Genomic DNA, 20,239 nt, shown 5'->3' with positions numbered 1-20,239 from the left:
GTGTCCTTTCAGTCGAAGATCTGGGCCAGTTCCGGCGCAATCGGGGAGTACTTGGCGTGGGTCCGCAGCATGAAGTTGGCAAAACCGTCGCTGTTGTGGTGTTTCTTGCGCTCATTGGGCAGGTCGATCCGCCGATTGCGTGCGGGATCGCGCAGGATACCCATGGGGTCTTCTCCCGCCTCCACTTTTTTCAGCTCGCGGCGCAGCACGCGGCGGTACATGGCGATGCCCTGATCGGACGCGCCCAGGTTCTCACGGGTGCGATCGGCGATGGAACCCTGGGTGATCCAGGCCATCATGTCCTGCCCGTCGATGTTATCGACGATGAATTCACCGCTCTGGTCCTTGAAGGGCACCTCATAGGTGTGGACCTTGTCGTACAAATGCGCCGGAACCCGGTCGCGCGCCTCGGGCGGGGGGACGTAGGCGTTGTACCAGAGGTGCATGGTATGGTGGTCGTCCACCGGCACGCGGATCTGAAAGGAGTAATAGCGCGTGCGCTCGTCGCCGTTCCCTACCGCCAGCATGTTGGGAAAGACGATGGGATGGCCGATGCGCCAATCGTCGGAATCCTCGGAATGTCCTTCCAGCAGACGATGCTTGGTGATGCCGAACTCGAACTCCTTGAAGGCGATCTTCTCGTGGCGCGTGCTGATCGCCACCTTCACTCCTTCCTGCTCCTTCAGAAACTCGTAATGGTGGCCGTGCAGCCACTCTGTATGGATGGGATCCAGCGAGTTTTCCATCACTTGCAGCCAATTCACCGGCAGCAGCGCCCGGCCCATCATGCGGATGGTGCCCTCGGCCACGAAGCCGTCGATGCGCGGCAGCAGTGGGCGTTTCTCGGGTGGGCCCATGTAGGCCCACAGCAGCCCGCCCTGCTCATCGACGGGATAGGCGGGGGTGGCCACTTTCTCGCGGAAGGCGGGGTTGTCGATCTCATTGGGCTGGCTCAGACAGGCGCCCCGGCTGTCGAACTCCCAGCCATGATAGGGACAACGTATGCCGTTCTCGGTCGGGATGCCGTGCGCAAAGGATGCCCGGCGGTGCGGACATTGTTCGTGGATCAGGCCGAAGCGGCCCTTGCGATCCTTGAACAGGACGAGGTCCTCGCCCAACAGGCGTACGCGCTTGGTCCAGCGGCCGTCCAATTCCGACCGCGCCGCGATGGGATGCCAATAGCAGCGCATGAGCCTGCCCATGGGTGTGCCCGGACCGACCCGGGTCAACTGCTCGTTTTGCTCGGCAGTAAGCATGTCTCTTCTCCGTTTGCCTGCCCGCTCAGAAGCCGGGCCATGATTTCCGATGCGTCCCTGCCGCATCTTTTTTTCATAATATTATTTGGTACCTAAGTCGTCAACGAGAGATGAATAGACACCTACCAATCGTCTAAAGCGCCTCAGAATACGAAATAACTATTTGTTTTTTAATAATTTTTTTATAAACACAGAAACGTGACTAGATAAAAAACACATGGTAAACCCCTATTTCACATCAATTCCGTCTTTAAAGTCTTAGCTACCTAAGTTATCATTCGACACATGGAAAAGAACGATGCTTCCCATTCCCCGGAAACATGGCGGCACACCATTGCCAACGAGCGCGTGGCGCACATGGTCAAGGACGCCTACAAGAGCCTCTCTCGGGCCCTTCAAGTGCGGCTGCGCCAGCACTCGGTGCTTTACGGGCACTGGACCTTCCTGCGCATCCTCTGGCAGACCGATGGGCTCACCCAGCGTCAGCTCAGCGAACAGGCGGGCGTCATGGAGCCGACCACGTTCTCCGCGGTACAGGCCATGGAGCAACTGGGCTATGTAACGCGCCGCAAGATCCCGCCGAATCGCAAGCAGATCCGTGTTTTTCTGACCCCCAAGGGAACCGCGCTGCGCAACCTCCTGGTGCCAGCGGCAGAGGAAGTCAACCGCATCGCGCTGGCGGGCATTCCCGCCGACGACATCGCGGCCACTCGCCGCACCCTGCTGGCGATCATGGAGAACCTGGCGGTGTCCGAAGCGGCTGCTGCCGCCGCGTCACAGCTGCCCGATACCCCCCAGGAATGAGCATGAGCGCGCGAGAGCCTGTACGCATAGGCATAGCGGGCATGGGCGCGGCCGGCCGCGCCTTCATTGCTGCGCTGCAGTCCCATCCAGGAATGCACTGGGTCGCCGTGGCCGATCCGTCCACCGAGGTTCTCGCAGAGATGGCCGCCGAGCATGGCGTGGCGGGCTACGCCAGCCTCGAGGAATTGCTGCGGCACCCGGGGCTCGACGCGCTCTACATCGCCACGCCCACCGACCTGCACCCTGCCCACGTGGCGCTGGCTGCGGAGGCCGGCAAGCACGTGCTGGTGGAAAAACCCATGTCCGTCCGGATCGACCAGGCACGGGCCATGATCGCCGCGGCCGACGCGGCGCGGGTCGTGCTGATGGTGGGCCACTCGCACAGCTACGACCTGCCCATACGCGAAATGCGCAAGCTCATCGCGGGCGGAGAGATGGGCAACGTGCTGATGGCCAATACCTGGTGTTTCACCGACTGGGTCTACCGGCCGCGACGCCCCGAGGAACTGGACGATGCCCAGGGCGGCGGCGTGACCTATCGCCAGGGGGCCCACCAGGTCGACGTGCTGAGGCTCCTGTGCGGGGGGCGGGTGCGCAGTGTGCGCGCCCGTGCCTTCGATGCCGACCCGGCACGGCCCGTCACGGGCGCTCATGCCATCTACCTCGACTTCGAGGACGGACCGGTTGCCACCGCCATCTATAACGGCTACGCCGGCATGCCCAGCGCCGAACTCTGCTTCGGCATCGGCGAATGGGGCCATCCCGCCGGAATGCCCGCACGCCGCAACGCGCCGCAGGTGTCGCCCGAGGGCGTGCTGCGCGCCAAGCGCGAACGGGCGCGAGGGGCCATTCCCGCAGCCGCGCCCAATCAGCCTTTTTTCGGCCTGACAGTCGTGCACTGCGAACGCGGCGACATCCGGCAATCGCCCCAGGGCCTGTATATCTACGCCGAGGGCCAACGGCGAGAGATCGTCCTGCGCAACGACCTGTCGCCGCGCGACTTGGCCGTGGCCGAGTTCCACGACGCCATCCGCGGAATCGCGCCCCCCCTTCACGACGGCCGCTGGGGGCTGGCCAATCTCGAAACCTGCGCCGCCGCCCTGGAATCCTCGGCGACACGGCGGGAGATCTTCCTTAAACACCAGATCGCCGCGCCCGCCGGCATCGCACGCTAGGCGCGGCCAGGAGACCGTCCATGGAAACACTTCCCCTGCGGGTCCGCATCGCGCGCAAGCAATCGATCGCGCAGGACACCTGGCTGTTCGAACTGCGGCGTGAAAACGGCGAACTGCCCGCCTTCGACGCCGGCTCGCATATCGCCGTCCAGACCCCAGCGGGCCAGGTGCGCCGCTACTCGCTGAGCAACGCCCCGTTCGAGCGCTCGCACTATGCCATCGCCGTCAAGCGCGAGCCGCGCGGCCAGGGCGGATCGCTCAGCCTGACGGACCAGACGCGGGAAGGGGACTGGTTGTCCATCTCCGCGCCCCAGAACTACTTCCCGTTGGCCACCGCGGCCCGCCGCAGCCTGCTGATCGCCGGCGGCATAGGCATCACGCCCCTGCTCTCGATGGCACGCCATCTGCAGGCGGCCGGCCATCCGTTCCGCCTGGTCTACCTGACGCGCGCTCCCGGACAGACCGCTTTCCTGGATGACTGCACTCGGTCCCCCATGGCTGCCCACACCGTGCTGCACCATACCTACGGCGACCCTCGGCGCGCCTTCGATCTCGCAGCCCTCCTTGCCGAACGCGGGCAGGACGAACACCTGTACTGCTGCGGCTCTCGCCGGCTGATGCAGGCCGTACGCACAGCCGCGTCGCACTGGCCTGCCGGCACCTTGCACTTCGAGGATTTCGGCAGCGCGCAACCCACCCATGAAAGCGACCGGCCGTATACCGTCCGCCTCGCCCGCAGCGGCCTGACCGTCGAAGTCCGCCCAGGCATCACCATGCTGGCGGCACTGCGCGAAGCCGGGATTGACGCACCCAGCTCATGCGAGAGCGGCACCTGCGGGGCTTGTCGCACGCGAGTGCTGGCCGGACAGGCTGAACATCGCGATTTCATCCTGGACGAGGACGAGCAGGAGCGGGATGTGATCATCTGTGTCTCGCGTGCGCAGGGCCCCGAGCTCGTGCTAGACCTGTAAACTGCAGGCTTCGATCGACGTCCTCTTGCCATGCCCGCCCCGCTCATCCTCATCGTCGCCTACGCCAGCAACCGCGTCATCGGGCGCGACAATGCCCTGCCCTGGCGCCTGCGCGGCGATCTCGCCCACTTCAAGCGCACCACGCTCGGCCACCCCATCGTCATGGGTCGAAAGACCTGGGAATCTCTGGGCCGGCCACTGCCGGGCAGGCAGAACATCGTCGTCACCCGCGATCCCGCCTATGCGGCGGCCGGCGCGACGGTGGTGCATACCCTGGACGAAGCCCTGGCTGCCGCGGGGCAAGCCGAGCAGATATACGTCATCGGCGGCGCGCAGATCTACGCGGCGGCCCTGGAGCGGGCCGACCGTATCATCGCCACGGAAGTCCATGCGGACGTGCCGGGCGATGCGTATTTCCCGCCGCTGCCTGCGGGCCAGTGGCGCGAGACGGCCCGCGAGCCGCAGCCGCCCGAGGACGGGCTGGCGTACGACTTCGTCAGCTACCAGCGCGTGCGCGGAAACTGACCCGCGCACGCGCGGCGGGCATCATTCCGCCATCCGATGCAGCCACCCCATGTAGGGCAATCTCAATAGCAGGCTTTCTCCGCGCGTCTCCGGGCTGGTGGCCAAGGCCAACGGGCAGAAGGCGGGCGGCAGCATGACCGAGTGCAGCGGCGAACCGGGCTGCTGGCGCCGGCACAGCGTGGTCTCCGACTCCAGCCAGCCCATGCCGAGCGCCGGGCTGCGCTTGACCAGCAGCGTCGCCTGCCTGTCGGGGACGTTGAGCACCAGCAACGTCACCCGGCTGGCGGCCATGGCGCCGGCCGCCAGCAGCACCCCGAGCGCGACTGCCGCCGAGACGAGAATCCCCTTGCGCATCGCCCCCCCCTCAACGCGCCGCAGGACGCAGCGTCCAGGTGTCGGCCTTGATGCTGTCGATCGCGCCGCGGGTAAAGGCCATCGGGAAATAATCGCCCTTGGCCCAGGCCTCCAGCAGGTTGTCGTAGTACGGACTGTCAGGGTCGGCCGATTGCCCGGGGACGTTGATGGCCAGCGACTTGTCCCAATCGCCCAGGTCGATGACCTGCCGGTACGAGGCCCCGCTGGTCACCCGGAAATCGGAACTCCGGTAGGACGCGCGATGCACGGTATCGCCGGTGCCGCCGACCGGGAAACGCTGCGTCGCCAGTTGCCCGGCCAGGCCCGGCGCGAGGAATTCCGCCAGTTCGTGCTCGAACTGGATATGGTGCAGCGATCCCCACTTCCAGGCCGATACGTCGTTGCCCGCCTTCGTCTTCAGATCGGTCATCGCCGCTTTCAGCGTATCCAGCAGCAGCTTGTCGCGCCCGGCCACCGGATCGGCGCCGAATACCGCGTCCGGCGCGGCCAGGCGCGCGAACACCACGGGCTTGGACAGCGAGCCGAACACCGAACGTCCGGCGGGCGGCACCACCAGGCTGGTCACCTGCGCCGTGACCTTGGGCAGCCAGACTTCGAAGATGGAGGCCGCCACCGAATCGACGGTCGCCACGTAGTCCCAGGCGCGCAGGCGTTGCAAGGCTTCCGCGACGTCCGGATCGGCCGAGCTCAGGCCGGCGAGCATCGGCACCAGCGTACGCGCCGGGATCGACAACTGATCGATTTGCAGCTTGGCCGAGTCCTGCACCGTGTGCTGGTTCGAGGCCTTGAGCACCTCGACGATGCGGTCGTAGCGATACGGCTCGGCCCATCCCACGGTGTTGCTCAGTTCCCGGTAGGTATAGTCGCGCGGCACGTTGAACTGATTGGCGGTCGCGAAAAAGCCGTCGCTCGGGTTCAGTACACGCGGCAGCAAAGTGCCGGACAGGTGGCCTGCCCACTCGTAGCGGCCGTCGCCCGGCACCGGCAGCAGTCCGGACCAGTCGGCATTGGGACGGATGGGTACGAGCGCACCGCCGAACCATCCGATGTTGCCGTCCACGTCGGCATACACCATGTTCTCGCCCGGCGTGAAATGGCTCGCCATGCCTGCCGTGAACTCGGCCCAGTTGCTGGCCTGGTTCAGCCGCAAGCTGGCCAGGTAAGCCGCCGTGCCCGGGAACTCCAGGTAGGCCGCGCGCACTGCGTAGGCCTTGCGGCCCGCAATGTCTTCGTACACGACCGGCCCATGCCGGGTGAACTTGAGGGTGACCTTCTGGTCGGCCTGTCCGCGCACGGACACCGTCTCCTCGACCCGCTTCATCGTTTCCCAGCCCCCGTTGTAGCGGTACTGGTCTGGATTGGCGGAATTGGTCTCGTAGACGTAGAGGTCTTCCTCGTCGCCAAAGGCGAAGATCGTCAGGCCGAACGCGATGCGTTCATTGTGGCCCATCGAGACTCCCGGCAATGCCGGCTCGCCGGCGCCGATCACGTTCCAGCCCGGCGCGTGCAAGTGCACCATGTAGCGCAGCGAGGGCATGCTGATCGCCCGGTGCGGATCGCCCGCCAGGATGGGTTTGCCGGACGCGGTCCGACTGCCCGAGACGGTCCAGTTGTTGCTCTCGTGCTGCAGCGCCAGCAATTCTTCGGGCTCGCGCGCCGCCGTGCCGTTGCTGGCCGACAGGGCCGCGGCCAGTCGATCCCGCTCGGGCCCCGACAACGGGCTGCGCGGGAAATCGCCGGCCTCGAACGACAGGCCGTTGCGCGCCAGCTGGTAATCCGCGAGGATGGCGGGGGTCAGCGTCGACAGCTCCAGGCCCGCGGGCACCTGCAGCGCCTCCGGCGGCTCCTGCTCGGTCAGTTCCTGGGTCGTGGGCAGGCCCACCGCCGCGATGCGCCGCGCCATCGAGATCTCGGTGCTGACGTTGCGCGTGATGCCGTAGATGCGGATCAGCGACGAAGTGGGCGACCAGCGTCCCGGCTCGGTACCGGTCAGCCGGAATTCGATCGGCAGCTTGTCGGGATTGGCCTTCACCTCGTCGATATAGGCATTGATGCCGTCGGCGAACGCCGTCAGGATTTCCCTGCCCTTCGGATGGTAGCTGGCGAATTCGGCGTTCAGGTCGCCGCGGAACAGGAACTGGCGCGCGGCGCGGTCGGCCTGCACGAAGCGCGGGCCGAACTGCTCGGCCATCTTGCCTTCGCCGCGGCGGCGCCACTGGTCCAGTTGCCACAGGCGGTCGCGGGCGGCGTTATAGCCCTGTGCGAAAAACAGATCGCGCTCGTTCTGCGCGAATATGTGGGAGACACCGTTGCGGTCCCGGACGATCTCGACCGCTTCCTTGACCCCAGGCACCTGCGCGCCCGGCCCTCCGGGGCCTCCTGGTCCTCCTGGCGATCCGTCGTCGCCTCCCCCGCCACAGGCAACAAGCAGCAACGCAGTGGCGGCCATGGCCGACCACCGGACTCGTCTGTACCAGTTCATGGTTGTCTCCGATTTTTTTGTCGCCGGGCCGCCCCAAGGCAAAAACGCCCCCCGGGGAGCGGCGCCGGCCCGAAGGGCCTGGCGCGGGGGCATTTTTCGTCGCGACACACATCTGTCATTGCGGGCACCGCCGCGCCTCGATGCACCGGCGGCGCTACGTCATTCGCCCAAGCCCTCCTCTCCGCAAACGAATCGGCTGCCGTCGGCACACCCGTGCCCCGGCCTGTTCCTGCTTACCGTACCGAGCAGTACGCCCTCAATGCAACATCCATACCATCGAAAGCCAGCCCTGGCAGCAATGGCACATCGGCCCGGACGCCGCCATGGTTTCCGGGAAGCCGCACAAATACGCCGTCCGGTTGTCCGGCCAACCGCAATGGCTGAGCCGTTCCGTACTTTCCTATCCAGCCTGACGCCCACTCACCTGTCCAGGGTGCCAGACGTAATCGCACCGTTGTACCTCGCTCATCCAGACCAGCCCATCCCCTACATGGCCGGTGGCAGCAGCCTGCTTCAGAGCCTCGTACAACGCATCGGCATGCTCATCCGCTGCCACCATCTCGATCTGCACCTTGGGCGAGAAATCCAGGAGCTCCTCCTTCAGGTTCTGCGGCTGATGCCGCGCCGGCGCGCTGCAGCCCTCCACGTGCGCCACCGTCATCCCCGGAAACCCCGGCACCCGCATCAGCGCATCCCGCACGTCATCCAGCCGCGCCGGCCGTATCACCGCCTTGATCTCTTTCATTCGAACCTCCTTCATCTGGCCTAATCCACCCGCCCGAAATGACGGGCAACATCACCCACGGGCCCCACAAAAACGCCCCACCGCCCCAGGGCACCGCGGATCCGGCTCCGCCGGTCCGCCAGTGCCGCCCCTTGAGGGGCGCGCGCAGCGCGTAGGGGTGGGTTCGTCATGCCTCCGGCGCCTCCTCATCGAACCAGCGGTACAGCGTGGGCAGCACCAGCAGCGTGAGCAGCGTGCAGGTGATCAGCCCGCCGATCACCACCACGGCCAGCGGCCGCTGCACTTCCGACCCGGGCCCCGTGGCGAACAGGAAAGGCACGAGGCCGAGCATGGCCACGGTGGCCGTCATCATGACGGGCCGGAACCGCATGGTCGCGCCCTCGACCACGGCTTCGGCCAGCGGCCTGCCCTCGATCCGCAGCTTGCGGATGTAGGACACCATCACCACCCCGTTCAACACGGCGATGCCCCACAGCGCGATGAATCCCACCGAGGCCGGTACCGACAGGTATTCGCCCGTGACGAACAGCCCGATGATCCCGCCGATGGAGGCGAACGGCAGCACGGTGATGATCAGCGTCGCATAGCGGACCGAGTTGAACAGCAGGAACAGCAGGAAGAAGATGGCGGCCACGGTGGCGGGCACGATGATGGACAGGTGTCCCAGCGCGCGCTCCATGTTCTGGAACTGCCCGCCCCACTCGAGGTAGTAGCCGGTGGGCAGCTGGACCTTGGCCTGCACGGTCTGCTGCAGCTCGGCCACGAATCCTCCCAGGTCGCGGTCCTGCACGTTGATGGCGACCACCACCCGCCGCTTGCCGCCTTCCCGGCTGACCTGGGCCGGACCGTCGCGCACCTCGATCCTGGCCAGGCTCTCCAGCGGCACGCGCACGCCGTGCGGCGTGGTCAGCAGTATCTGCCGGATGGCCGGCACGCTGCCGCGGAAATCCTCGGGCAGACGCACCGCCGCCGAGAAGCGCCGCTCGCCTTCGAAGATCTCGGTCGCCACCTTGCCCGCAATGGCGACCTCGATCACGTCGTGCACGTCGGAAACGTTCAGGCCATAGCGGGCGATGGCCTGCCGGTCGATATTGATCGACAGGTATTGCTGGCCGCTGACCCGGTCGACGCGCACGTCGCGCGCGCCCTGCACCGTCTCGGCTACGCGGGCGATCTCTTGCGCCTTTTGCAGCAGGCGGTCGAGGTCTTCGCCGAATACCTTGACCGCGACGTCCGAGCGCACGCCGGTCACCATTTCGTCGACGCGATCCGAGATCGGCTGCGCCATGATGATCTGGGCGCTCGGGATGACATCGAGCCGCTTGCGGATCTCGTCGGCGATGGTGTCTTGCGTCCAGCCTTCCGGCCACTCGTCCTGCGGCTTGAGACTGACGATGGGCGTGGATTCATTCTGCGCCTGCGGATCGGCCGGGCTTTCGCCGCGTCCGACGCCGGAGATCGCCGATTTCACGCCCGGCACGCCCATGACGATTTTCATGGCCTGCTTTTCCAGCTCGATGGATTCCTCCAGCGAGATGTTGGGCACCCGGTTGATGCCTGGCACGATGGAGCCTTCTTTCATCTCGGGGATGAAGGCCGTTCCGAGCAAGGGCAGCATCGCGAGCGACGCGGCGAAGGCCAGTACCGCCATCAGGACCGTCTTCTTGGCGTTGCGCAGCACCCAGTCGAGCATGCGCAGGTAGTGGCGCTTCATGAAGGCGATGACCCGCGTATCGTGCTCCGCCCCGCCCTTGAGCAGATAGGAGGACAGCACGGGCGACAGCGTCAGGGACAGGACCAGCGAAATGGCGAGCGCGATGGCAATGGTGTAGGCGAGCGGCGCGAACATCTTGCCTTCCATGCCCTGCAGCGTCATGAGCGGCAGGAACACCAGGATGATGATGCCGATGCCGAACACCACCGGCGTGGCTACCTCGGCCACCGCCTTGAGGATGATGCGGGCCTTGCTTTCGCCGCTGTCCTTGGCGTGGCCCAGGTGGGCGAAGGCGTTCTCGACCACGACCACGGAACCGTCCACCATCAGCCCGATGGCGACCGCCAGCCCGCCGAGCGACATCAGGTTGGCCGAAATGCCCAGCCTGTTCATCGCGAAAAAGGTCAGAAGCGGCGTCAAGACCAGGGTCGCCACGACGATCAGCGAGGACCGCACGTCGCCCAGGAACAGGAACAGGATGATGACGACGAAGAGCACGCCCTCCATCAGCACCTTGGCCACGGTCCACAAGGCCGCGTCGACCAGTTCGCTGCGGTCGTAATAAGGCACGATCTGCAGGCCGTCGGGCAGCATTCCCTGGCTGTTGATCTCGGCCACCCGTTCCTTGATGCGCGCCACCACTTCCTTGGCGTTGCCGCCGCGCATCATCATGACGATGCCGCCGACGGATTCCGTCACCCCGTTCTTGACCAGGGCGCCATAGCGCACCTCGTGGCCCATGGTGACCTCGGCCACGTCGCGCACGTAGACCGGCGTGCCGTTGGATTCGGCCAGCACGATGTTGGCGATGTCTCCCAGGTTCTCGATCAGCCCCACGCCGCGGATCAGGTACTGCTCGGCGTAGTGCGGCAGGATGCCGCCCCCCGAATTGGCGTTGTTGCGCGCCAGGCCCTGGTAGACCTGCTGCAGCGTGATGCCATAGTGGCTCATGCGGTCCGGGTTCACGAGCACTTGGTACTGCTTGACGTAGCCGCCCTGGGAATTGATTTCGGCCACCTGGGGAATGGACCGCAGCATGGGCCGCACCACCCAATCCTGGACGATGCGCCGCTCCGTCAGTTCCTTCTGGGTCAATTCACGGTCGCCGTCGTCGGGCCGGTCCAGCGTGTACTGATAGACCTCCCCCAGGCCGGTGGAAACCGGTCCGAGCACGGGCGTGACGCCGGTGGGCATGCGCGAACCGATCTCGATCAGCCGCTCCATTACCAGCTGACGGGCGAAGTACACATCCGTGGCATCGGTAAATACGAGCGTGATCAGCGAAAGTCCCGGCTTGTTCAGGGATCGCATTTCCTCCAGCCCCGGCAGGCCGGTCATCGCGATCTCGATGGGCACGGTCACGAAACGCTCGACCTCCTCAGGCGAGCGGCCCGTGGCATCCGTGGCAATCTGCACCTGGACATTGGTGACGTCGGGAAAGGCATCGACCGACAGTTTGCGCATGGCATCCAGGCCGACGACCAGGGCCACCACCGCCAGCACGACGATGATCAGCCGCTGCTGCAGGGCAGCGCGGACGATTTTCTCTAGCATGGCCGTTACTCCGGATCGACGCCGGTGCGCTGGTTGTTGAGGTGGAACGCCCCCTCGACAGCCACGCGGTCACCTGCCTTCAAGCCCGACACGACGACGCGCTTGCCGTTGTACGTTCCCCCCGTCTGCACCTGGGTCGCGCGGAAGCGGCCCGGCTCGATCTCGACGTAGACCAGGTCCTCGTTCTCGAATCGCACCACGGCGGAGGCCGGGATCACGAGCTGTTCCGTGGGACGGCTCACGATCAGCATGGTGGCCAGCATGGCCGGCTTGAGACGGCCGTCGGCATTGTCGATGGACGTGCGGACCAGGACTGTACGCGTGCTGGGATTGACCACCTGGCCGACGTAGATCAGTTCCCCCTTGATCCTGCGGTTGCCGAGCGCGGGAACCTCGATGTCCACGGTCTGCCCCTCGGCGACCAGGTCGGCTTGCTGTTCCGGCACTTCTGCCACCGCCCAGACCCGCGACAGATCGGCCACGGTGAACAGCGCATCGGCGGGCTGGACCACCTGTCCCGGCGAGACCTTGAACTCCACCACCGATCCATGCAGGGTGGAGACCACCGGCGAGAACGAGCTGATCTCGCCGCTCTTGCCCATGCGCGCGATGGCCGAGGCCGACATGCCTAGCACGCTGAGCTGGTCATATGCCGCGCGCAGTTCGGCGGCGGCCACGGCGTACTCGTTTTCGCGCCGCTGCAGTTCGGCCTTGCCGATCACGTCCGCGGCAAACAGCAGCCTGGCGCGCTCGCGCGCGTTCTGCTGCAGTTCGGATTGCGCCTTGGCCTTCAGATAGGCCAGTTGCGCGCTGCCCAGCTCGGTGCTGTGCAGCCGAGCGAGCACGTCGCCGGGCTTGACGGTCGCCCCCAGCGTGGTCGTGATGTCGGTCACCCGGCCGGTCACCGATGCGCCGATGCGGGCCATGCGCTGGCGATCGAAGTCGATCCGCCCGGCCACGCGCAGCACATCGCTGAACGGCTCCATCGCCACCGACGCGACCTTGACCCGCGCCAGCATGGCTTCGTCGGCAACGACGATGCTGGGATCCACGGTCTCCTGCGGAGCCGCTTCGGTGGCGGGTTTGTCGCCGCACGCGGCCAGGGTGAAGCAAAGCGCGAGCAGCGCAGCACTGGAAGAAAGACGCTGGATCATGATGAGCTACCTGCGGAAGAATTGGCCAGCAGCCGCTCGATTTCTATGGCGGCCATTTGCAGATCGAACTGGGCGGCGATGAGGTCGTTGCGCGCGGTGCGCAGCACGCGCTGCGCGTCGAGGTAATCGATAATGCCCCGCTCGCCATAGCGATAGGCGGCCTCGGCCACGCGCAGCGCGGCCTCGGCCTGCCGCACGATGCCCGATTCCAGCGCCTCGACTTGCGAGGCGGCGATCTGGAACTGCTGGTAGGCGGCGTCCAGCTGCTGGGTCAGCTCGAACTCGCGCGCCTCGAGCAGGCTGCGCACGCGGATGGCGGTAGCGGCCGCCTCGTCGATCGGACCCTGGCGACGGTCCCAGAGCGGCACGCTGACCACTACGCCGAATTGCGTGTCACGCACGTCGGGATCGCGGCTCGACGTCGCCTTGAGCGCCACCGACGGCCAGCGCAGCGAGCGCTCGTAGTCCACCGCCGTCCGCGCCCGCTGGAGCTCGGCCCGGAACTGCGACAGTTCCGGATTGCCCGTGAGCATCACCGTGCGCAGCCGGTCCAGGGGCTCCAGGGGCGGGACCTCTCCCAGCTGCCCCTGCACCGCGAACCCGGCGGGCAGGATCTCGCCCACTTGCTGCCGCAGGAAAGACTTGGCCTGGTTCACGCGCAGCAGCGCGCTCTGGCTGTTCTTCTGCGCGTTGAGCAATTCCGCGGCCACCCGGATCGCCTCGTACTTGGGCGCGTCGCCCACGTCCACCCGCACCTGGGCGCGGTTGTAGAGCTGCTGGGTCAAGGCGAGATCTTCCTGGGCGGCGGCGAATTCGGCTTCGCGCCTGAGCGTTTCGTAGAACCCGCGCTTGACCTGGGCCACCAGCCTCGCCACGAAGGTCTCTTGTCCGGCGGTGGTAGCCCGCAACGTCCCGGTCGCCAGTTCGCGACGCAATTCGCGCTGGTTGGGCAGGTCGATCCGCTGGGTAATGGACAGCGTCTGGCCGATGCCCGTGCCGGCGCCGGGCTGTCGCGCCGACACCCGCCCCGTGGTGAACTCCACTTCCGGGTTGGGATAGGCCTCGGCCGTGGTGATGCCGGCCCGGGCGGCGTCCACGCCGGCCGCCGCGGCTTCCACGCCCTTGTTGCCTTGCAGGGCGAGGGACAATAGCTGGTCGAGCGTATAAGGCTGCGGCGCTGCAACCGCATGCGCGCACATGCTCGCCAGCCACACTGACAGAACGAGTGTGATGGGTTTCATGATCATTGGAAAAACGGACACGCGCGACGGCACACGGCCGCCGGCTAGGCACGTGCGGCAGCCCGGCTGCCGCAAACGGTGGCGGGAATCAGGCCGTCAGTGACGGCGGCCGGTCGGCGCGGAAGACCGGCGCCGGCGAAGGAGGTTGCTGCGACGCGGAAAAAAGCGTGTCGGCCAGCGCGGGCGCGACGACGGCAAGGCACAGCGGAAGGTCGAACTCGTGGGGATCGGGGGGCGGACCTGCCTGGGTATTGTCGTTGCCCGGCAGGCGGCACGACAGATTGTCGACCGCGACGTCGCTCCAGTCAGGCTCGGAAATCTGTTCGACGATGTCGAATTCCTCGTCGAGCTCGAATTCCCAGCCGGGCATCTCTACGGGAGGCTGCGATGCGGTTTCCCCGGGGAAAGGCAATTGCAGGGCGGCCTGCACGGCGTCGCCCGACAGGGTTCCGTCATGCAGTTCCTGCTCGCCAGCCATGGCGAAATGGGCGGCGGCGCGCGCGTGCTGGTAGCTGGTCACGGCGTTCGCGTCCGATCGGCATGCGGCGGATCCCGCCCACACCCATTGGAGAGGCAAACACAGCAATACGAGAAGCACGTACCAATAACGCATGTGCAGCATTTTAAGCGCTGCCGACGTTTTTGCAATTCACTCTCATTTCGCTCCGGCGAAGAGCCCTGTCCCGCGCCCGCGGCAGCGTCGGTCGGTCAATGGCCCCGCAATCCGACCATCCTCCGGTCGATTAAGTTCAGTGCATCGCTTTCAACGATCGGGCGGCGCCAGATTGCTCCGGACTTTCTGCAGGAGGCCGATCAGCACATCCTTCTCCTCCCGGCTCAATCCCCGCAAGGCGAAATCGTTCAGTTCATCGCCCACTTGCAGGGCTTCAGCCAGCATCTCTTCCGCCTTGGGCGTCGCGCGCACGTGGAATGCCCGCCGGTCGTTGGGCACCGGCGTCCGGACGATCCACCCTCCCTGCTGCATGCGATCGAGCATGCGCGCCACCGTCATGGGCGTGACGTCCAGCGTCTCGGCCAACTGCGCCTGGGTCATCTGGCCAAAGAAGGACAAGTACAGAGCCATGCGGCATTGGGCGCGGCTCAGTTCCAGCCTGCCGCGGGCGCGCCGGTCGAACTCGGTGCTCATCAGCCGGCCGATGTCCGACACGAGGAAGCCGAACCGCTTGTCGTAGGGAGTCGCCATGGGAAAACCGCGTGAAAAGATGGGCGACATTGTCGCCCATGGCGCCGCTGTACGTTCGGGAATTAGTAAGCAAGCATATGATATACCTGCCTATTGTCCCGTTTTCCCGCTCCGTCCCTTCCCGTGCAAGCTCCTGCCGCGCCACTGAATCGGCGCATGATCACGCTCTCCATCATGCTGGCCACGCTGATGCAGACGCTGGACAGCACCATCGCCAATGTGGCCCTGCCCCACATGCAGGGCTCGCTGTCGGCTTCGCAGGACGAGATCAGCTGGGTACTGACTTCCTACATCGTCGCCGCCGCGATCGCCACGCCGCTCACCGGCTGGCTCAGCGCGCGGCTGGGCGTCACGCGCCTGCTGGCCATCGCGGTCAGCGGCTTCACCATTGCCTCGCTGCTCTGCGGTCTGTCCGAAACGCTGGCCCAGATCGTGGGCGCGCGGCTGCTGCAGGGACTGTTCGGGGCGGCCCTGGTACCCCTGTCCCAATCCATCCTGCTGGACATCAATCCCCGCGACAAGCAGCCCCAGGCCATGGCGATCTGGGGCGTAGGCGTGATGGTGGGCCCGATCCTCGGCCCCACGCTGGGTGGCTGGCTGACGGACAGCTACAACTGGCGCTGGGTGTTCCTGATCAATCTTCCGATCGGCGCATTCGCGCTGTTCGGCGTCCTGACCTACCTGCCCAAGGCCAAGCCGGCGCAGCGCACGGCGCTGGACTTCTTCGGCTTCGCCACGTTGTCCCTGGCCATCGGCGCCCTGCAGGCGATGCTCGACCGCGGGCAGCAGCTCGACTGGTTCGGCTCCGCCGAGATCCGCATCGAGGCGGGGGTCGCGCTGGTCAGTTTCGTCTTTTTCGCGATCCATACCGCCACGGCCGGCAAGCAGTCGTTCTTTCGCTATGAACTCTTGAAGGACCGCAACTTCGTCACCGGCACCTGTTTCATCTTCGTCATCGGCGCGGTGATGTACGCCACCCGGGCCCTGCTTCCGCCCATGCTGGAAGCATTGATGGGCTATCCGGTGGCAACCACGGGACTGGTGACCGCCCCCAGCGGCGTGGGCACCATGATTGCCATGCTCGTGGCGGGCCGGCTGGTCGGGCGCATGGAGGTGCGCCTCATGCTGCTCGCGGGCTTCCTCATTTCGGCAGTGGCGCTCTACCAGATGATGGGATACACGCTGGTCCTGTCGGAAGGCGACATCGTCTGGCCCGGCGTCATCCAGGGCGTAGGGCTGGGCTTCGTCTTCGTCCCCTTGAGCGCGGTGACTTTCGCCACGCTGGCGCCCGAACTGCGGGCCGACGGCACGGCCATCTTCAGCCTCGTGCGCAACATCGGCAGCAGCATAGGCATCTCGGTGGTCCAGGCGCAGGTCACCCGCAACACGCAGGTCGTGCATGCCTCGCTGGTGGAACACCTGAATCCGGCCAACGCCACCCTGCGCGAGCAATTCGACCTGACTTCCCCTTCCGTGCTGGAATCGCTGAACCAGCTCGTGACCCGGCAAGCCTCGATGATCGCGTACATCGACGCCTTCAAGCTGATGTTCGTCGCCACGCTTTGCGTAGTGCCGCTGCTGGTGCTGGTGCGGTCCCGCCGCCGGACGGCGGAAGACGATGCGCCCCACGTGGCAATGGATTGATCCAAGCGGGGCAAAGGCCCCCGTGGCCGGCTCAGGCGTAGTCGCTCATGGGCGGGCAGGCGCAAGCGAGGTTGCGGTCGCCGTACAGGTTGTCCACCCGGCCCACCGGCGGCCAGTACTTGTGCTCGCGCAGCCACGGCAGCGGGTAGGCGGCCCGTTCGCGGGAGTACGCGTGCGGCCACGTCGCGGCCAGCAGCGCCTCGGCGGTATGCGGCGCGTTCTTCAGCAGGTTGTCGCCGCGGTCCTGCGTGCCGGCTTCGATCTCCGCGATTTCCGCTCGAATGGCGATCATCGCTTCGATGAAACGGTCCAGCTCCGCCCGGCTTTCGGACTCGGTGGGCTCCACCATCAGCGTGCCGGCTACCGGAAAGCTCATGGTGGGCGCATGGAACCCGTAGTCGATCAGGCGCTTGGCCACGTCCTCGGCATCGACGCCGCAGCGCTGCTTGATGGGCCGCAGGTCCAGTATGCATTCGTGGGCCACGTAGCCGCCACGGCCGGCATAAAGGACGGGATAGTGGTCCGCCAGCCGCCGCGCCACGTAATTGGCATTGAGGATGGCGACCTGGGTGGCGCGGCGCAGTCCCTCGGCGCCCATCAGCGCCACGTAGGCGGCCGGAATGGGCAGGATGCCGGCCGATCCCAGCGGCGCCGCCGCCACCGGGCCGCAGGGAGCGTCCGGGCCGAGACGGCCGTCTTCTCCCACGACGCCGGGCAGGTAGGGCGCCAGGTGGGCCCGCACCGCGATCGGCCCGACGCCGGGCCCGCCGCCGCCATGCGGAATGCAGAACGTCTTGTGCAGGTTCAGGTGCGACACGTCGGCGCCTATGCGCCCCGGCTTCACCAGGCCGACCAGCGCGTTCATGTTGGCGCCGTCCAGGTAGACCTGCCCCCCGCCGCGATGGACGATCTCGCAGATTTCGCCGATGGCGTCCTCGAACACGCCGTGGGTAGAGGGATAGGTCACCATCAGCGCGGCCAGACGCGCGCCGGCCTCGCCGGCCTTGCGCCGCAGGTCGTCCACGTCCACGTTGCCCTGGCGGTCGCAGGCGACGACCACGACACGCATGCCGGCCAGCTGCGCCGAAGCGGGATTGGTGCCGTGGGCCGATGCGGGGATCAGGCATACGTCGCGGCCGGACTCGCCGCGCGCGGCATGATAGGCCCGTATGGCCATCAGGCCCGCGTATTCGCCTTGCGCGCCCGAATTGGGCTGGAAACTGATGGCCTCGTAGCCGGTGATCTCGCACAAGGCGCGCGAGAGGCGGGCGACGAGTTCATGGTAGCCCTCGGCCTGCCAGGCGGGCGCAAAGGGATGCAGTCCGGCGAACCGCGGCCAGGTGATGGGCATCATCTCGGCCGTGGCGTTGAGCTTCATCGTGCAGGAACCGAGCGGGATCATCGTGCGGTCCAGCGCCAGGTCCATGTCGGCGAGCCGCCGCAGCCAGCGCAGCATCTCGGTTTCGGAGCGGATGGAACGGAATACCGGATGGGCGAGGACGGGAGTGTTCCGCACCAGGGCCGGCGCAATCGCATCCCGCGCGGCGGCCTCCGCGGCGTCGATGTCGGAGGCGGGCCGGCCGCACCCCTCGGCGAACACGTCCAGCAGCGCCTTCAGGTCGTCGCGCGTCACCGTCTCGTCGAGCGACAAGGCGAGGTGTTCCGCGTCGAGCTTGCGCAGGTTGATGCCGGCCGCTTCCGCCGCGCGCACGATGGCGGCTGTATGGCCCCCGGTGCGCAGGTGCAGCGTGTCGAAGAAACCCTCGTTCTCGGCCGCCACCCCCATGCTCGCCAGCGCGTCGCGCAGCGCCGCCGTGCGGCGGTGGACCCGCGCGGCGATCCGGCGCAGACCCTCGGGTCCGTGCCAGACGGCGTACATGGCGGCCATCACGGCCAGCAGCACCTGTGAAGTGCAGATGTTGGAGGTGGCCTTCTCGCGCCGGATGTGCTGCTCGCGCGTCTGCAACGCCAGCCGCAGCGCGGGCCGTCCCGCCGCATCGCGCGACACGCCCACCAGCCTGCCCGGCAGGTTGCGCTTCAAGGCATCGCGGCAAGCCATGAACGCGGCATGCGGACCGCCGAATCCGAGCGGCACGCCGAAGCGCTGAGCGGACCCGATCGCAATGTCGGCGCCCCATTCGCCGGGCGGCTGCAGCAGGGCCAGCGCCAGCAGGTCGGTAGCGCAGGCGACGATACCTCCGGCCGCCTTCACCTGCGCGGCGATCCCGGCATAGCGGCGCAGCTCGCCGGTGCTGCATGGATACTGCAGCAGGAGGCCGAAGCAGTCGGGCACGCCCGCGGCCTCGTCGCCGACCGCGATCTCGATGTCCAGCGCCGCCGCCCGCGTGCGCAGCACCTCGATCGTCTGCGGGTGGCAACCTGCGGAAACGAAAAAGACCTTGCTGGCGCTCGCGGCGCCGCGCCGCGCCAGCGTCATGGCCTCGGCCGCGGCCGTCGCCTCGTCCAGCAGCGAAGCATTGGCGATGTCCAGTCCGGTGAGGTCGCACACCATGGTCTGGAACACGAGCAACGCCTGCAGGCGACCTTGGGAGATCTCCGGCTGGTAGGGCGTGTAGGCCGTGTACCAGGCCGGGTTCTCCAGGATGTTGCGCTGGATGACGGGCGGCGTGTGGGTTCCGTAGTAGCCCTGGCCGATGTAGTTGCGGAACGACCGGTTGCGGTCCGCCAGCTGCGCCAGGTCGGCCAGCACCTCGGCTTCCGTGCGAGGCCCGGGCAGGTCGAGCGGGGAAGATTCGAGGATGGCGGCCGGCACTACCCGGCGCACCAGGTCATCCAGGCTGTCTGCCCCGACCTCGGCCAGCATCGCGGCCTGGTCTGATTCGGAAGGCCCGATATGGCGGGCCACGAATGCCGCATCGTCTTCAAGCGCCTTGAGCATGGGGACCTGTCCTGTCGTCGGCCTGCGATGGAATGGCGGGATGACGCGCACCCGCTTGCCAGGCGGGTGCCGGTCGCGGCCCGGGCGGACCGCGGCGTGACGTGGCGTTACTCGGCGTCGACCGACGCCCGGTAGCCCGCCGCATCGAGCAGGCCGGCGGTGTCGGCCATGTTGTCCGGCCTGAGCTTGAAGATCCAGGCGGTGTAGGGTGCCTGGTTCAGCTGTTCGGGACTCGCCGAGAGGTCTTCGTTGAAGGCCACGACTTCGCCCGCCACCGGCGCATAGATGTCGGAGGCTGCCTTGACCGATTCCACCACGCCCGCGGTTTCGCCGGCCTGGAGCCGCGCGCCCACTTTGACGTCGCCGACATAGACCAGGTCGCCCAGTTGGTCCTGCGCGTGATCGGTGATGCCCACCACCAGCACGTCGCCGTCGGCGCGGATCCATTCGTGAGTCTTGGCGTACTTGAGATCGGAAGGAAGATTCATGGGGGCGG

Annotated in this window: 16 protein-coding genes; 5 read left to right on the top strand and 11 right to left on the bottom strand. The window is 66.7% G+C overall.

Features of this window, described 5'->3' with window-relative positions; all coding sequences use genetic code 11:
- Positions 1 to 8 precede the first annotated feature (8 nt).
- Positions 9 to 1,256 (bottom strand): aromatic ring-hydroxylating dioxygenase subunit alpha, encoded by a 1,248-nt coding sequence (locus tag CDO44_RS06370; RefSeq protein WP_087779477.1) that lies wholly within the window; start codon positions 1,254 to 1,256, stop codon positions 9 to 11.
- A gap of 285 nt (positions 1,257 to 1,541) precedes the next feature.
- On the opposite strand from CDO44_RS06370, the gene CDO44_RS06365 reads away from it, so the two are divergent.
- The 4 genes from CDO44_RS06365 to CDO44_RS06350 are packed head-to-tail and all read left to right on the top strand — an operon-like array spanning position 1,542 to position 4,731.
- Entirely contained in the window at positions 1,542 to 2,060 is a 519-nt protein-coding gene (locus CDO44_RS06365) for a MarR family winged helix-turn-helix transcriptional regulator (RefSeq protein ID WP_087779476.1), read from the top strand.
- Between the two features lie 2 nt (positions 2,061 to 2,062).
- Positions 2,063 to 3,235, top strand: coding sequence for a Gfo/Idh/MocA family protein (locus tag CDO44_RS06360; protein WP_233146062.1), 1,173 nt, complete (start codon positions 2,063 to 2,065; stop codon positions 3,233 to 3,235).
- Positions 3,236 to 3,255: 20 nt separating this feature from the next.
- The gene (locus CDO44_RS06355) at positions 3,256 to 4,206 is read left to right on the top strand and encodes a PDR/VanB family oxidoreductase (protein ID WP_087779474.1); all 951 of its coding nucleotides are present in this window, start codon (positions 3,256 to 3,258) and stop codon (positions 4,204 to 4,206) included.
- A gap of 30 nt (positions 4,207 to 4,236) precedes the next feature.
- Positions 4,237 to 4,731, top strand: coding sequence for a dihydrofolate reductase (locus CDO44_RS06350; RefSeq protein WP_087779473.1), 495 nt, complete (start codon positions 4,237 to 4,239; stop codon positions 4,729 to 4,731).
- Between the two features lie 21 nt (positions 4,732 to 4,752).
- On the opposite strand, the gene CDO44_RS06345 is transcribed toward CDO44_RS06350, so the two are convergent.
- From CDO44_RS06345 to CDO44_RS06310, 8 genes are all read right to left on the bottom strand, one after another.
- On the bottom strand, positions 4,753 to 5,085 hold the full coding sequence (locus CDO44_RS06345) for a hypothetical protein (protein ID WP_087779472.1): 333 nt from the start codon (positions 5,083 to 5,085) through the stop codon (positions 4,753 to 4,755).
- A 10-nt stretch (positions 5,086 to 5,095) separates the two neighbouring features.
- Positions 5,096 to 7,588 carry a penicillin acylase family protein gene (locus CDO44_RS06340; RefSeq protein WP_087779471.1) on the bottom strand — a complete coding sequence of 831 codons (2,493 nt, stop codon included), beginning with the start codon at positions 7,586 to 7,588 and terminating at the stop codon, positions 5,096 to 5,098.
- Positions 7,589 to 7,988: 400 nt separating this feature from the next.
- Positions 7,989 to 8,333 carry a P-II family nitrogen regulator gene (locus CDO44_RS06335; protein WP_087779470.1) on the bottom strand — a complete coding sequence of 115 codons (345 nt, stop codon included), beginning with the start codon at positions 8,331 to 8,333 and terminating at the stop codon, positions 7,989 to 7,991.
- Positions 8,334 to 8,499: 166 nt separating this feature from the next.
- Positions 8,500 to 11,601 carry an efflux RND transporter permease subunit gene (locus tag CDO44_RS06330; protein ID WP_087779469.1) on the bottom strand — a complete coding sequence of 1,034 codons (3,102 nt, stop codon included), beginning with the start codon at positions 11,599 to 11,601 and terminating at the stop codon, positions 8,500 to 8,502.
- 5 nt (positions 11,602 to 11,606) lie between these two features.
- The gene (locus CDO44_RS06325) at positions 11,607 to 12,755 is read right to left on the bottom strand and encodes an efflux RND transporter periplasmic adaptor subunit (protein WP_087779468.1); all 1,149 of its coding nucleotides are present in this window, start codon (positions 12,753 to 12,755) and stop codon (positions 11,607 to 11,609) included.
- Entirely contained in the window at positions 12,752 to 13,996 is a 1,245-nt protein-coding gene (locus CDO44_RS06320; RefSeq protein ID WP_087779543.1) for a TolC family protein, read from the bottom strand. Before CDO44_RS06320 ends, CDO44_RS06325 begins: the two co-directional genes overlap by 4 nt.
- Before the next feature lie 88 nt (positions 13,997 to 14,084).
- Positions 14,085 to 14,516, bottom strand: a complete 432-nt coding sequence (locus CDO44_RS06315) for a hypothetical protein (RefSeq protein ID WP_144389480.1) — start codon at positions 14,514 to 14,516, stop codon at positions 14,085 to 14,087.
- 243 nt (positions 14,517 to 14,759) lie between these two features.
- The gene (locus tag CDO44_RS06310) at positions 14,760 to 15,200 is read right to left on the bottom strand and encodes a MarR family winged helix-turn-helix transcriptional regulator (protein WP_087779542.1); all 441 of its coding nucleotides are present in this window, start codon (positions 15,198 to 15,200) and stop codon (positions 14,760 to 14,762) included.
- Positions 15,201 to 15,356: 156 nt separating this feature from the next.
- On the opposite strand from CDO44_RS06310, the gene CDO44_RS06305 reads away from it, so the two are divergent.
- Positions 15,357 to 16,844 (top strand): DHA2 family efflux MFS transporter permease subunit, encoded by a 1,488-nt coding sequence (locus CDO44_RS06305; RefSeq protein WP_233146061.1) that lies wholly within the window; start codon positions 15,357 to 15,359, stop codon positions 16,842 to 16,844.
- Between the two features lie 31 nt (positions 16,845 to 16,875).
- Here CDO44_RS06305 and gcvP read toward each other — a convergent pair whose 3' ends face one another.
- Positions 16,876 to 19,743 (bottom strand): aminomethyl-transferring glycine dehydrogenase, encoded by a 2,868-nt coding sequence (gcvP, locus tag CDO44_RS06300; protein ID WP_087779466.1) that lies wholly within the window; start codon positions 19,741 to 19,743, stop codon positions 16,876 to 16,878.
- Between the two features lie 107 nt (positions 19,744 to 19,850).
- Entirely contained in the window at positions 19,851 to 20,231 is a 381-nt protein-coding gene (gene gcvH / locus CDO44_RS06295; RefSeq protein WP_087779465.1) for a glycine cleavage system protein GcvH, read from the bottom strand.
- Between the last annotated feature and the right edge of the window lie 8 nt (positions 20,232 to 20,239).

The organism is Pigmentiphaga sp. NML080357, assembly GCF_002188465.1.
GTDB lineage: Bacteria > Pseudomonadota > Gammaproteobacteria > Burkholderiales > Burkholderiaceae_B > Pigmentiphaga.
The sequence above is the reverse complement of the archived record's forward strand: the minus strand, read 5'-3'. Positions and strand labels throughout refer to the sequence as shown.

What these genes read in the sequence shown, in the direction of transcription:
- CDO44_RS06360 (WP_233146062.1), top strand. Translation starts at nt 2,063, where the DNA reads ATGAGCGCGCGAGAGCCTGTACGCATAGGCATAGCGGGCATGGGCGCG.
- gcvP (WP_087779466.1), bottom strand. Translation starts at nt 19,743, where the DNA reads ATGCTCAAGGCGCTTGAAGACGATGCGGCATTCGTGGCCCGCCATATC.
- gcvH (WP_087779465.1), bottom strand. Translation starts at nt 20,231, where the DNA reads ATGAATCTTCCTTCCGATCTCAAGTACGCCAAGACTCACGAATGGATC.
- CDO44_RS06345 (WP_087779472.1), bottom strand. Translation starts at nt 5,085, where the DNA reads ATGCGCAAGGGGATTCTCGTCTCGGCGGCAGTCGCGCTCGGGGTGCTG.
- CDO44_RS06355 (WP_087779474.1), top strand. Translation starts at nt 3,256, where the DNA reads ATGGAAACACTTCCCCTGCGGGTCCGCATCGCGCGCAAGCAATCGATC.
- CDO44_RS06365 (WP_087779476.1), top strand. Translation starts at nt 1,542, where the DNA reads ATGGAAAAGAACGATGCTTCCCATTCCCCGGAAACATGGCGGCACACC.
- CDO44_RS06320 (WP_087779543.1), bottom strand. Translation starts at nt 13,996, where the DNA reads ATGAAACCCATCACACTCGTTCTGTCAGTGTGGCTGGCGAGCATGTGC.
- CDO44_RS06370 (WP_087779477.1), bottom strand. Translation starts at nt 1,256, where the DNA reads ATGCTTACTGCCGAGCAAAACGAGCAGTTGACCCGGGTCGGTCCGGGC.
- CDO44_RS06335 (WP_087779470.1), bottom strand. Translation starts at nt 8,333, where the DNA reads ATGAAAGAGATCAAGGCGGTGATACGGCCGGCGCGGCTGGATGACGTG.
- CDO44_RS06310 (WP_087779542.1), bottom strand. Translation starts at nt 15,200, where the DNA reads ATGGCGACTCCCTACGACAAGCGGTTCGGCTTCCTCGTGTCGGACATC.
- CDO44_RS06305 (WP_233146061.1), top strand. Translation starts at nt 15,357, where the DNA reads ATGATCACGCTCTCCATCATGCTGGCCACGCTGATGCAGACGCTGGAC.
- CDO44_RS06350 (WP_087779473.1), top strand. Translation starts at nt 4,237, where the DNA reads ATGCCCGCCCCGCTCATCCTCATCGTCGCCTACGCCAGCAACCGCGTC.
- CDO44_RS06325 (WP_087779468.1), bottom strand. Translation starts at nt 12,755, where the DNA reads ATGATCCAGCGTCTTTCTTCCAGTGCTGCGCTGCTCGCGCTTTGCTTC.
- CDO44_RS06330 (WP_087779469.1), bottom strand. Translation starts at nt 11,601, where the DNA reads ATGCTAGAGAAAATCGTCCGCGCTGCCCTGCAGCAGCGGCTGATCATC.
- CDO44_RS06340 (WP_087779471.1), bottom strand. Translation starts at nt 7,588, where the DNA reads ATGAACTGGTACAGACGAGTCCGGTGGTCGGCCATGGCCGCCACTGCG.